The sequence below is a fragment of the Arthrobacter sp. ASL1 genome (genome assembly GCF_056680475.1).
On the sequence record NZ_CM155284.1, the window covers coordinates 3,450,912 to 3,463,569 of the forward strand.

At 66.3% G+C, this 12,658-nt stretch carries 10 protein-coding genes, 3 tRNA genes and 1 pseudogene; 10 read left to right on the plus strand and 4 right to left on the minus strand.

Going from position 1 to position 12,658, the window contains the following annotated elements:
• Positions 1-58 precede the first annotated feature (58 nt).
• From dnaG to AC1MEQ_RS16295, 5 genes and pseudogenes are all read left to right on the plus strand, one after another.
• Positions 59-2,044: a DNA primase gene (gene dnaG, locus AC1MEQ_RS16275; RefSeq protein ID WP_479792186.1), complete on the plus strand. Its 1,986-nt coding sequence runs from the start codon at positions 59-61 to the stop codon at positions 2,042-2,044.
• A gap of 64 nt (positions 2,045-2,108) precedes the next feature.
• Positions 2,109-2,181: transfer RNA gene (locus AC1MEQ_RS16280), tRNA-Asn, on the plus strand.
• 117 nt (positions 2,182-2,298) lie between these two features.
• Positions 2,299-3,741, plus strand: a pseudogene (locus AC1MEQ_RS16285) (lipase maturation factor family protein).
• Positions 3,742-3,843: 102 nt separating this feature from the next.
• Positions 3,844-4,653 carry an SGNH/GDSL hydrolase family protein gene (locus AC1MEQ_RS16290; protein WP_479792188.1) on the plus strand — a complete coding sequence of 270 codons (810 nt, stop codon included), beginning with the start codon at positions 3,844-3,846 and terminating at the stop codon, positions 4,651-4,653.
• Between the two features lie 75 nt (positions 4,654-4,728).
• Positions 4,729-4,804, plus strand: a tRNA-Asn gene (locus AC1MEQ_RS16295).
• Positions 4,805-4,856: 52 nt separating this feature from the next.
• Here AC1MEQ_RS16295 and AC1MEQ_RS16300 read toward each other — a convergent pair.
• A complete protein-coding gene (locus AC1MEQ_RS16300) occupies positions 4,857-6,080 on the minus strand; it encodes a multidrug effflux MFS transporter (RefSeq protein ID WP_479792190.1) in 1,224 nt (407 codons plus the stop codon).
• 189 nt (positions 6,081-6,269) lie between these two features.
• Here AC1MEQ_RS16300 and AC1MEQ_RS16305 point away from each other — a divergent pair, with 189 nt between their 5' ends.
• The 5 genes from AC1MEQ_RS16305 to AC1MEQ_RS16325 all read left to right on the plus strand — a co-directional run bounded on the left by AC1MEQ_RS16305 (position 6,270) and on the right by AC1MEQ_RS16325 (position 10,118).
• Positions 6,270-7,070, plus strand: coding sequence for a phage holin family protein (locus tag AC1MEQ_RS16305; protein WP_479792191.1), 801 nt, complete (start codon positions 6,270-6,272; stop codon positions 7,068-7,070).
• 100 nt (positions 7,071-7,170) lie between these two features.
• Positions 7,171-7,791, plus strand: coding sequence for a CDP-alcohol phosphatidyltransferase family protein (locus tag AC1MEQ_RS16310; RefSeq protein WP_479792192.1), 621 nt, complete (start codon positions 7,171-7,173; stop codon positions 7,789-7,791).
• Positions 7,779-8,699: a DMT family transporter gene (locus AC1MEQ_RS16315; protein ID WP_479792194.1), complete on the plus strand. Its 921-nt coding sequence runs from the start codon at positions 7,779-7,781 to the stop codon at positions 8,697-8,699. The genes AC1MEQ_RS16310 and AC1MEQ_RS16315 overlap by 13 nt, the downstream gene beginning before the upstream one ends.
• A gap of 73 nt (positions 8,700-8,772) precedes the next feature.
• On the plus strand, positions 8,773-9,963 hold the full coding sequence (locus AC1MEQ_RS16320; protein WP_479792196.1) for a glycosyltransferase: 1,191 nt from the start codon (positions 8,773-8,775) through the stop codon (positions 9,961-9,963).
• A gap of 81 nt (positions 9,964-10,044) precedes the next feature.
• Positions 10,045-10,118: transfer RNA gene (locus tag AC1MEQ_RS16325), tRNA-Ile, on the plus strand.
• A gap of 103 nt (positions 10,119-10,221) precedes the next feature.
• Here AC1MEQ_RS16325 and AC1MEQ_RS16330 read toward each other — a convergent pair.
• The 3 genes from AC1MEQ_RS16330 to AC1MEQ_RS16340 form a co-directional block, all read right to left on the minus strand.
• A complete protein-coding gene (locus AC1MEQ_RS16330; protein ID WP_479792198.1) occupies positions 10,222-10,563 on the minus strand; it encodes a tyrosine-type recombinase/integrase in 342 nt (113 codons plus the stop codon).
• 612 nt (positions 10,564-11,175) lie between these two features.
• Positions 11,176-11,580 carry a phosphatidylserine decarboxylase gene (locus tag AC1MEQ_RS16335; RefSeq protein ID WP_479792199.1) on the minus strand — a complete coding sequence of 135 codons (405 nt, stop codon included), beginning with the start codon at positions 11,578-11,580 and terminating at the stop codon, positions 11,176-11,178.
• Complete coding sequence (locus tag AC1MEQ_RS16340) at positions 11,465-12,373, minus strand: phosphatidylserine decarboxylase (RefSeq protein ID WP_479792200.1); 909 nt, start codon at positions 12,371-12,373, stop codon at positions 11,465-11,467. The genes AC1MEQ_RS16335 and AC1MEQ_RS16340 overlap by 116 nt, the downstream gene beginning before the upstream one ends.
• Positions 12,374-12,658: the final 285 nt, after the last annotated feature.

Consider the following 12,658-nt stretch of genomic DNA (forward strand, 5'->3'; position numbering starts at 1 on the left):
TCCACAGGCCCCGGTCGCCGGGGGAGCGCCTCCCGGCCCGGGCACTAGACTGGTCGTCATGGCCGGCCTGATCAAACGCGAAGACATCGACGAGGTCCGCTCTCGCACGGACATCAAGGAAGTCGTCGACGGCTACGTCACGCTCCGCTCGGCAGGCATCGGTTCCTTCAAGGGACTGTGCCCGTTCCATGACGAACGCAGCCCCTCCTTCCATGTCCGGCCCCAGGTCGGCACGTTCCACTGTTTCGGCTGCGGCGAATCCGGCGACGTCATCTCCTTCATCCAGAAGATGGACCACACCACGTTCTCCGAGACCGTCGAACGCCTGGCCGCCCGCATCGGTTTCGAACTGCACTACGAAGACGGCGGAACCGGGCCCAACCGCCAGGAGGTGGGCCGCCGGCAACGCCTGCTCGATGCCCACAAAGTCGCCGAGGAGTTCTTCCAGGCGCAGCTGCTCACCGAGGAGGCGGCCACCGGACGCAAGTACCTCTCCGACCGGGCCTTCGACCGGGCCGCCTGCGAGCACTTCGGTGTCGGCTATGCACCCCGCGGTTGGGATCCGCTGCTCAAGCACATGCGCCACAAGGGTTTCCACGATGAGGAACTGAAGCTCACCGGCATGTTCTCCGAAGGAAACCGCGGCATCTACGACCGCTTCCGCGGCCGTCTGATCTGGCCCATCCGTGACCTGACCGGTGCCACCATCGGCTTCGGGGCGCGCAAGCTCTTCGAAGACGACCAGGGCCCGAAGTACCTGAACACCCCGGAAACCCAGCTGTACAAGAAGTCCCAGGTCCTCTATGGGGTGGACCTGGCCAAGCGCGAGATCACCAAGAACCGGCAGCTGATCGTCGTCGAGGGCTATACCGACGTGATGGCCTGCCACCTCTCGGGGCTCGGCACCGCTGTGGCCACCTGCGGCACCGCCTTCGGCGCCGACCACATCAAGATCGCCCGCCGCCTGCTCCAGGACGACGGCACCGGCGGTGAGGTGGTGTACACCTTCGACGGTGACGCCGCCGGGCAGAAGGCCGCCCTGCGCGCCTTCGACGAGGACCAGAGCTTCATCGCCCAGACCTACGTGGCCGTCGAACCCACGGGGGCCGATCCCTGCGAACTGCGCCAGCACCGCGGCCCGGAGGCCGTCCAGGAGCTCATCGCCTCCAAGCGGCCACTGTTCGAGTTCGCCATCCGGGCCGGCCTGAAGAAGTTCAACTTGGATACCGTCGAGGGACGGGTCCAGGCCCTGCGCGCGTCGGCACCCATCGTGGCGGCCATCCGCGATTCGGCCATGCGCCCTGCCTACTCCCGTGAACTGGCCGGTTGGCTGGGCATGGACATGGAAGACGTCAACCGCGCCGTCGGTGCCGCTGCCAAGCGGTCCCGGGAAGCCGGTGCATCCGGACAGCAGCACCCGGGCCACGACCGGGGTTCCCGGGCCGGCGGCGACGTCCGCACACCAGGGCGCGAGCAGCAACGGGGCCAGACGCAAAACCGGGCCCCGGGATATGGCCCGGAATCCGGGTACACCGGTTCCGGCGTCGTAGCCGAGACCTCGCAGCCGGCCTTCGACCGTCCCGACCTGCGCGACCCCGTGACCCGCATGGAACGCGAATCCCTGGAGGTGGTGCTGCAGCAGCCCGGCCTGCTCAGTGCGGACCAGTGGCAGGCGTTCTATGCCGCCCGGTTCCTGGCCCCCGTGCATGCGGCCGTCCACGATGCCGTCCGGGCCGCCGGAGCCGCCGGGGCCACCCCTGCCCAATGGGTGGAGTCCATCCGACAGGAGGTCCCTGAACCGCTGCGGTCCTTCGTCTCCGAGCTCGCGGTCAACCCCCTGCCGGCGAACTCCGAGGACGGATTGACCAAATACTGCCAGGGCATCATGAACCGGCTGTTCGACTTGCAGATCACCCACCAGAAGGCCGACCGGCTCGGCCAGCTCCAGCGCATGGACCCCGTCTCCGACCCCGATGGCTACCAGCGGATCAACCGGGAGCTGATGGAACTGGAACTGCGTCGGCGGGCCCTGCGGCAGGACTAGCCCCGGCAGGAGGCGGCGATTTAGCAACCCCGGCCGGGCTCTTGTATAGTCGTATCTGTTGCTTTCCCCCGTAGCTCAATTGGCAGAGCATTCGACTGTTAATCGAAGGGTTACTGGTTCGAGTCCAGTCGGGGGAGCGGATATTGGATGTCCCCGCCACCCCTCGTGGCGGGGACGTCCTGTTTTCCCGCCGATGTGGCTGCCCACTGCGCGAACGGATGCCCCGTTCCGGCCCCCGGACCTACGATGGGCGCATGGACTGGCTGGCAGCATCCGATTATTGGATGGCTCGGGAGATCCTGCAACGCGGGGTCGCCGCTCTGTTCATCGTGGCCTTTGCCTCGACGCTGAACCAATTCCGGCCCCTTCTCGGCGACCACGGCCTGCTGCCGGCTCCGCGCCTCCTCGCCGGACCCGGCGCGCGGGGCCCCTCGGTGTTCAGCCGTTGGGGGTATTCGGACCGAAAGCTGATCGTCGTCTGCTGGGTGGGCATCGCCATCGCCGCAACGTTGGTCGCCGGTCTACCGCAATCGGGCCCGGCGTGACTGCCACTGCTGGGCTTCCTGCTGCTGTGGGGCCTGTACCAGTCGATCGTGAACATCGGGCAGGTCTTCTACGGGTTCGGCTGGGAGATGCTGTTGCTCGAGGCCGGATTCACGGTCGGGCTCCTCGGCTCACACCAGGTCGACCCGCCACGGACCATCCTGCTGCTCACCGCGTGGCTGGTCTTCCGGCTGGAATTCGGTGCCGGCATGATCAAATGGCGCGGGGACCCGGCATGGCGGGATCTCACCGCGCTGTACTACCACCACGAGACCCAGCCAATGCCCGGGCCGCTCAGCCGCCGCGCGCATCTGGCTCCGCGCTGGTGGCACCGCTGTGAAGCTGCCGGCAACCATGTGGCCCAGCTCGCCGTCCCGTTCCTGCTCTTCGTCCCACAGCCGGTGGCGTCCCTGGCCGCAGCGGTCATCATCGTCACCCAACTGTGGCTGGTCGCCTCGGGGAACTTCGCCTGGCTGAACTGGGCCACCATCGTCCTGGCCTGCTGCGCCGTCAACGACACCACCTTCCGCACCGTCGTCCCGTTCCTGCCGGGAAAGGCCGCCCTGCAAGCAGGGACGGCGGAGATGGGGCCTCCGTGGTGGATCGTGCTCGTCTTGGCCGCAACCGTGCTGTTGGCCGCTGCCGGGTTCCCGGCCCTGCGCAACCTGTTCTCCCGGCGCCAGCTGATGAACGCGGGCTTCAACCGCTGGCAGCTCGGCAACGCCTACGGCGCCTTCGGCAGCATCACCCGCGAGCGTATCGAGGTGGTCATCGAGGGCGCGCACGATCGGGGGGCCCCTGGCGAACCGGAGGCGTGGCGCGAATACGAATTCCACGGCAAGCCCGGCGACCCCCGCCGCAGGCCGCGGCAATTCGCGCCCTACCACCTGCGCCTGGACTGGATGATGTGGTTCCTGCCGCTGGGATCGCTCCACCAGCGCTGGTTCCACGCCCTGCTGGCCAGGTTCCTGGAAGCGGACCCCGCGGTATTGGGCATGCTGCGCGTGGACCCCTTTCGGGGGAGTCCTCCGACACGCATCCGGGTGCTGACCTACAGATACCGGTTCGCGACATCCGTCGAGCGGCGTGCCGAGGGCTTGTACTGGATCAGGTCGGGCCGCCGGCTGGTGATCGGCCCCGTCGAACGCGCCTGATCCGGCCGGCGCAGCACCCATGGGCAGCCGGACACCCGTTGTTCGCCGTGCGTTCGCGGCGGCGTCGCCGGGTGGCGATGCGCCGGCCGTAGCATCGCGGACATGGCAAAAAGGCTCGTGGCGATCGGCGATTCCTTCACGGAGGGCGTGGGCGATTGGGAACCGCGCCTGCCCAACGGCGTCCGGGGCTGGGCGGACCGCGTGGCCAAGCAGCTGGGCAAGGCCGACCCGGAGTGGGAATATGCGAACCTGGCCATCCGCAGCCGGCGGCTTCGCGGCATCATCGAGGAACAAATCGAGCCGGCACTGGCCATGGAGCCGAGTGTCATCACCTTCTATGCGGGGGGCAACGACCTGCTCGAGCTCCGACAAGACGTGCCCGCTCTGTTGGAGGAGTACTCGCGGGCGGTCGCGCGCCTCTGCGCTTCGGGGGCGCAGGTCCTATTGTTCACCGGGTTCGACATCCCCCTGCATCCGGTGTTCGAACCGATGCGCCGACGCAACCAGGTCTTCAACGCCCACGTGCGCGACCTGGCCGCCGAACACGGCGCCACCCTCGTGGACTACTGGGCCTGGGATGTCTACCGGGACCGCCGCATGTGGGACACGGACAAGCTCCACATGAACCGTGCCGGCCACAGGTACCTGGCCATCCGGATCCTGGAGATCCTCGGCGTCGAACACCAACTCGCATTCGAGCCCTTCGGCCCGGCCGAACGGGTGACCGCCCGCCAGGCCCTGATGCGTGACGTCGAATGGGCGCGCCAGTGGGTCTTCCCGATGTTCGGGCGGCGCCTGCGCGGCGTCACCCTCGGCGACGACCTGCACCCCCGCTGGCCCCAGCCGATCCGACCGGCAGATGGAATGAAGAAGATGTACCGGAAACTCCGGCAGTGCGCGCCCGCCGGCTGACCGGGACAAGCCGCTGAAAGCCGGGCCACGATTCGGAATTCACCGACCCTCCTGCTAAAGTTTTACTCGCTTCATTCCCCCGTAGCTCAATTGGCAGAGCATTCGACTGTTAATCGAAGGGTTACTGGTTCGAGTCCAGTCGGGGGAGCCAGCAGAGGGCGTCCGCCCCGCCATGACGGCGGGTCGGGCGCCCCTTTTTCTGCTCAGGTCATGCGCGGCACCTGCCGCGGGCGGACCACCAGCCACAGGGCCGCGATGGCCAACAGGATGCACACCGCCATGACCGACCCCATGGGGGTGGCGCTGCCCACGCCCAGCAGTCCGACCACGGGGGAGACCGCACCGGAGAACCCAAACGTCGCGGCGCCGAGCAACGCCGCGGCCGTTCCCGCATGGGCTCCATGGCGGTGCAGGGCGAGTCCCTGGATGCACGGGAAGTTGAACCCGGTGGCGCAGATGTAGAACCACAGCGGGACTGCCGTTCCCCAGAACCCCAGGTGGAGCTGGTCACCGGCGACGATGCACAACGCAAAGAACACCTGGGCGATGGTGGCCCCGGCGATGATCCACTGGGCACCGAACCGATGGACCAGCCGGGCGCTGGTCTGCACGCCGGCGACCACCCCGAGCGAGTTGACCATGAACAACAGTCCGTACGCCTGCTCGTTCAACCCGTACACGTCCTGGAAGACGAACGGTGACGCGGACAAGTAGGAGAACAGCCCCGAGAAGTTCAACCCGCCCACCAACAGCAGTCCCACGAAGACACGGTCCCGCAGCACCAGCGAATAGCGTCTGAGGAGATTCGGCCCGGTCGTGGGACGCCGCTCCGGCGGAAGCGACTCGCTGAGCAGCAGCGCGGCCGTGGCGAAAGCGAAGATGCCGTATCCCGCCAGGGCCCCGAAGATGCCGTGCCAGTCGGTGAGCAGCAGGAGCTGGGAACCGATCACCGGGGCGAAGATCGGCGCCATGCCATTGACCAACGCCACGTAACTCATCATCTTGACCAACCGGAGCCCGTTGTAGAGGTCACGCACCATCGCGATGGCGACCACCGAACTTCCGGCCGCCCCGATGCCCTGCAGGACGCGGAAGAGCATCAACGGACCCAGATCCTCGGACAGGGCGGCACCGGTGGACGCCACCACGTGCAGCGCCGTGGCCGCGATGAGTGGGCCGCGACGGCCGAACCGGTCACTGAGGGGACCGACCAGCAGCTGTCCGGCGGCGAAACCGAAGACCGTTCCGGTCAAGGTCAGCTGGGCGGCCGCCTCGGTGATGCCCAGGTCGAGCTGCAGGGCCGGGATGGCGGGCAGGTACAGGTCGATGGTGAACGGCCCCAACGCGGTGAGCATGCCCAGCACCACGATCCGCAGGACCTTGGCTCGGCGATCGGGGGTGGGCACGGGGGCTCCGGGCACGAGCATCCTCAGGTCGGGGCGGGACTGGAATTCGATGGCCGACGGGGGCCGGGCACGCTCCTTAGCCTATCCCGGGGCGGTATCGACGGAGGTGCCCTGTGGCCCACGGCCCCCGAGCACGCGCCCCATGTCGCCCAAGATGGTAGGTTTTTGAGTGCACAGGCCCATCTGGGCCGCCACCGAAGGAGGACCAGGATGACACGAACAACGTCCGGACGTCGCCCGTCGTCGTTCAGCGGGTTGATCAAGCTTGTTGGCCGATTGGTGCCCAAGCAGCTGAACGATGAAGTCCAGCTGGCCATTACCCAGATGAAAACCAAGGGTATCCAGGCCGGCATCGGAGCCGGCCTCGCCCTGGTCGCCGTCGTGTTCCTGGCGTTCATGGTGGTCGCCCTCATAACTTCCGGCATCCTCGGGCTCGGCCTGGTCTTCAAACCATGGCTTGCAGCCCTCATGGTGGCCGTACTTTTCCTGGTGATCGCCGCAATCCTTGCCCTGGTCGGTATCGCAAAGATCAAGAAGCAACTCCCCCTGATTCCCGAAGATGCCATCCGTGGCGTGAAGTACGACCTCGGCGTGCTCAAGGAGGGCCGTTCCTTCGATCCGTCCACCCTGGACGAGAAGAAGTCGAAGGAGGACAAGGCCGCCGAAGCGGAGAAGAAAAAGGCCGAGAAGGACAAGGACAAGCCGGCACCGGTCCCTTACCACGAGCTGCTCAAGCGATCGCAGGCCCGCCGCGAGCATCTGGCCGAGGTCCGCGACGACCTGGCCCCGAAGCTCGACGTGAAGCGCCAGGCCAAGGAGAAGTCGGCGACGGCCAAGACGTACGCGCAGGATGGCAAGCTGCGCGCCCGCCATGCGCTGGACGAGAGGATCCACCAGCAGCCGCCGTCGGACGCCTCGCAGCTGTTCAGGGACCGCTGGCAGCCGCTGGCCGTGATGGGGGCATCGTTGGTCGCCTTGGCGGCGTTTGTGCGCAAGCTCCGCAAATCCTGACCGGGCCGGTCCCGCATCATCCCAGCTGAAGGCGGCGGTCGAATCGGCACCAAGTGGGCCTCGGGGCCGGCCGGGGACGGCAGCGAAAGGGGAAGCACGCGTGAAGATCATCGGCGCCGGTGGCCGTGATGACATCGAATACCGTGTGCTCACCACTTTCTGGACTGTTCCGAACCTGATCACCGTCCTGCGGTTCGGACTCGTCCCCGTCTTCATCTGGATGGTGGCCGCCGACCACTATGCCTGGGCCACGATCGTGCTGGTCGCGCTCGGGGCGACGGACTGGATCGACGGCTATGTGGCCCGCCGGCTGAACCAGATCTCGACGGTCGGAAAATGGCTGGATCCTGTGGCCGACCGGCTGGCGCTGATCGTCGTCGTCATCGTTTTCGTGGTTGACGGGATCGCCCCGGCCTGGCTCGTCTACTCAATCGTGATCCCGGACGTCGTGCTGATCATCAACACCCTCGTCCTCTTCCACGGCAGCCCGAACCTTCCCGTGAGCAACCTCGGCAAGATCCGGACGGCACTGCTGTTGGTCGGCACGCCCCTGCTGCTGCTCAGCCAGGTGGATGCCGCAGAGAGCGCGATGGTCGAAGGCCTCGCCACCGTGCTGCTCGGCATCGGCTGCCTTTTGCACGTCGTGGCCGCGGTCTTCTACTTCCGGCAGGCCCGGCGCAAGGCGCACACCCTGAAGTCCGGGGGAACATGGTCTGGCTAGCGGTCTGCTGCGCGGTCGCTGCCGCCTTCTTCCTGGCCTTTGGCACCCAGCGCCAGAGCAGTGCCGTACGTGCCAGCAGCGGCGGGCTCGCCGTGTCCTCGCGCGGTATCCTGCGCATGCTGGCTAACCCCCGCTGGCTGACGGGCCTGCTGTTGATGGGTTTTGGTTCCCTGCTCAACGTCTACGCACTGGCCTCCGCGCCCCTGACCGTCGTCCAGCCCATTGGTGCGATCGCCCTGGTGATCACTACCGTGGTCAACTCCCGCGACCAGGGAATCAGGATCAACCGCCCCACGGTGCTGGCCATCACCGCCTGCATCACCGGAAGCATCGGGTTCGTGCTCCTGGCAATCAGCGCCACCGTCTCCACACAGGAGGTCAGCCGCCCCCAGGAGCTGGCGACCGTGTTGCTCCTGGCCGTCGTCGTCGCCGTGCTGCTGGGCATCCTGGTCACGTTCCGGCACCGCATCGGGGCCTTCGTCTACATCATGGGGGCCGGCGTTCTCTTCGGATTTGTCGCCGTGCTGGTGCGCACCATCGCCATCGGGCTGATGGACCCCAATGGCAAGTTCCTGGGCAACATCGCCTGGTACGTCATCGTCGCCGTCGCCGTGGCCGGCCTGCTGGGAACCTACTGCGTGCAGAATGCCTATTCCAGCGGCCCACCGGACCTGGTCATCGCCGGGCTGACGGTCATCGACCCCATGATCGGCATCGCCATCGGGGTCGGCATCCTGGGCGAGTTGCGACCCGACGTGCACCCGGTCGTGGCAATGTCCATGGTAGGGGCCGCCCTCATTGCTATCGTGGGTGTCATTGCGTTGTCACGGCATCACCCAGATGTCCTGCAACGCCAGGAAGAAGCACGACGCCGGCAGGCGCCTTCGGGGGGGATGACCCCGCAGTAGGCACGACAGCAGCCGGCCCGACGCAGCCGACCAGTAGCCGTACCCACCCCCGAGCAGCAGGAGCCAGCCCCCAGTGAGCGGTGACAAACCCCTGACCATCCTCATCGCAGCGGACACCTACCCGCCGGACGTCAACGGCGCGGCGGTCTTCTCCCACCGCCTGGCCACCGCCATGGCCGCACGTGGGCACACGGTCCACGTTGCCGCCGCCCGCGAGGTCAACGGACCCGGGACCGTCGAGCACCGCATCGAGGCGACCGTCCACCGGCTGCGATCGCACAGCCAGCCGACCAAATCGACCCTGAGGCTGTGCCTTCCCTGGGAAGCGAAGCGTGACATGGCGCGGATCCTGGATGAGGTCAAGCCGGACGTCGTGCACGTCCAATGCCACTACATGATCGGCCAGGCGGCCGTGAACGAGGCCGCCCGCCGGGGGATCAGGACCATCGCGACGAACCACTTCATGCCGGAGAACGTCGATCCGTTCCTCCCCTTCCCGAAGTGGTTCAAGCGCATCGTGGCCCGCAACTCCTGGCGGGACATGGGCAAGATCATGGGCCTGGCGGCCGTGGTCACCACGCCGACGCCCTTGGCGGCACGGGCCATGATGCGCCACGCCCGCCTGAGCAAGGTCCTGCCGTTGTCCAACGGCATCAATGCGGCCAACTACCAGCTTGAGCCCGGCGAATTCCTGGAGGGAAAGCTCTGGCCCATGGTCCTCTTCGTCGGCCGTCTGGCCGTGGAGAAGAACGTCAATGTGCTCATCGAGGCACTGGCACAGACCACCGCGGAGCCGGCGCCGCACCTGACCGTCATCGGCTCGGGAGAACAGCGCGAGCCGCTCGAGCGCCGGGCCGCGGAACTAGGCGTGAAGCACCGCGTCCACTTCACCGGGCACATCGACGACGCGGCACTGCGCACCGCCTACCTCCAGGCCGATGTGTTCTGCCAGCCGGGGACCGCCGAGCTGCAGTCGCTGGTGACGCTCGAGGCGCTTTCCGCCTCGACGCCCGTCGTATTGGCCGATGCCATGGCCCTTCCGCACCTGGTCGACGACGGCGTCAACGGCTACCTCTTCGAGCCCGGCAACGCCCGCGAACTGGCCGGCAAGCTGGACGCCATCCTCGCGCTCGACCCCGAATCACGCGCACGGATGGGGGCCGCCGGACTGAAAAAGGCCGAACAGCACAGCGAGGCCAAAACGATGGACATCTTCGAAGCGCTGTACCAGGGTGCCAAGGCCGACGACTTCCTCCCGGCCTGAGTGGACTGCGTCGTTGCAGCCCGGGACGCTGGTTTCCATTAGGATGGCAAGGGCCGCAGCACCACCGGGCGGTGGTGGCAGGGGGCGATAGCTCAGTTGGTTAGAGCAAGGGACTCATAATCCCTGGGTCGTGGGTTCAAGCCCCACTCGCCCTACGCGTAAAGACCCCAGTCAGGCCGGGAATGCTCCCGGTCCGACTGGGGCCTTTTCTGGTTTCTGACCACAGTATGACCACAGTTAATGCTCAGCGGCCCCGGTTCAGGTGCCGCGACGGGCCCGGAAGTCGGCCAGGGAAACCACCTCGGTGGGCGCTGGATCCGGCTCTGGTTCGGTCCAGAGCGCGGTGGCCATGCGGGCTGCAGCGTCGTGCTTCATCTCGTCCAGGACGTGCTGGTAGCGCTTGAGCATGCTCATCCGGGACCAGCCGAGCGTGTCCATGACGACGCGGCCGTCGACGCCCATGAGGAGCAGGAAGGCGGCGGCGGTGTGCCGGCCGTCGTGGACCCCGACCTCGGGGACGCTCCCGGCCGCAAGGAATGCGTGCCAGGCGCCGTAGTCCTTCCGGGCGGCGATGGGTCGGCCGTTGCGGTGGCAGAACACCAGATCGACCTGCTCGCCGTTCTGCCACGTCCGGACACTCCGGCTCGCCCTTCCTGCGCTGCCATGGCCGTCTGTGCCGCCGGTGGGGACGTAGCGCCTCGATGAGGGGGCGGGATGCGGAGCGGCGCCCGCAGGAGAGTTTGCCGGCCACTGTGCTGCAGCCGTGTTCCCAGGGGATCCGGTAGTGCTCTCGGGTGAACGTCGCGGTGCCGGTCGCCAGGTGGATCCGGTCCCAGCCCGTGCCGAGGACTTCGCCCAGGCGTGGGCCGAGGCAGAGGCCGACCAGCCAGCGGATCCCGCCGGCGGTGGTCTTCTCCAGGCGGACTTGTCCTGCGAGGTGCTCCAGGTTGTCGGGCCGGACTCCGGATCGGTAGTCGAGCGTGGCCTGCTCGCCGACACGTGGTGCCGTCCAGCCCGTGCCTCGTCCAGTCGGCCAGCTGGGGCGAGCACCCGCTGGTCAGGCGGGGGGTCCGCTCCCGCGTGATGAGGTCGGCAGGTTCCCGCGCACTCCGCGCACTCCATATTGGTGGTCCCGTAGACGATCTTCCGCTTCGGTTTGCCGTCTAACGTCCAACCGACGACGACCTGGGCCCGCCGGCGCCCGTCCATCCGCTATGAGGAGCGTGTGTGGCAGCGGGCCACGGACGAGCCGACGAGCCGGAAGTCTTCGCTGGTGTCGACTTGGGGATCGACTCCGTCTTGAAACAACAAGATGATGTCGGAACCCCCGAACTGGAAGTAGCCGAATTCGTCTCCTTTGGCCACCTGTTTGCCCGCTGCAGCGGTCTGCGTCACCGACGCTACGTGGGACATGCCCACCGGCACGACGCCGACCACGCCGAGGTCGCCCGCTGGGGACTCGGCCGTGTCGATCGTGAGCACCCCACGTGTTTGGGAGAATTCATATCCAGTCGACGCGGCATCTTTCGACTGCAACTGCCCATCCTGTAGGACAACTTGCATGAATACTTTTCCGCTGATGACGAAGGACTCCTTGACGAGCCCGGCAACCGGCACGTGAAACCGGTGATATGCCGAGGGTGGCAGCATGTAGTGGGCGAACGTCCCCCCCAGCGAAGGTCTCGGCGTAAACACTTCCATCGATGAGTTGTTTGATATTGCCGTATTTGTGCGTGTTCTTGATGGTCGTCGCCGGAATGTTCGACTCTGCGTCGACGTCGTATACATTTTGGAAGCTACAATCGGCCGGCGACGTAACCACCCGGTTATTTCCCGGCTCCGTGATGGGCCGTAGCCCGGCATTCAATTCGCGGGCAAAAAACTGGTTGAATGTCAGCCAACCGCTCGGCATGTTCGGCGAACCATTGACCAGTGATTCGCTGATGCCATACTCGGGAGCGTTTGTGATGAACGAGTCGAGGATCTCCGGGCCGAATGATTCGGGGGTGTCCAAGAAACTCCCCCACTGGCGAGCGAACTCGGTGAGCCAGTTCCGAAAAGTATCCGAGTTCTCCACGATCGCCGCCCCATCGTCACCCGTCTGGTCGATCAGCCAGAAAAAGTGGGCGAGCCGATCGCTGACCTCTTTGGCATACCTGTGTTCCGGGGCCTGGGATCGCCACGCCTTCTTATCCGACTGCTGAGGTATCCACCGGATAAACCCATTCAGATAAGTCTCGTACTGCTTGAGATCTTGCGGCCATTCGAGCGCCGCAAACAGATCACGGTCCAAATCCCTCTCCGCCAACCCCCGCGCCGTCACCAACGACTGCTCGACCCGAGAGGCGAGCCCGTCCTCGTGATCAAGAGTGTCCTGAAGAGCTTTGATGATCGCCTCAGGTGTGCCCATGATGTGAACCTCTCTTGATGACTGTGCCAGCCGATGTCCTTGTCACTGTACTGCGATCGGCGTGGGTATTTGAAGGTCTGGAAGCCACCCGATATTGCCTTTGCGGGCCAGTGTTATTGCCGGCATCTGCCGGGGCTTCCCGCCATGAATCAATTCCCCGATTCGGTGGAACTGTTCACGGCGTTAGCCCCAATAGCCTGAATAACCGGGGAGTAGACGAGGAGCGTGACACTGGGAACGTCGCGTCGGTAGCGATCTCGCCGGAATCGGCAGGGGTGGTGCCCA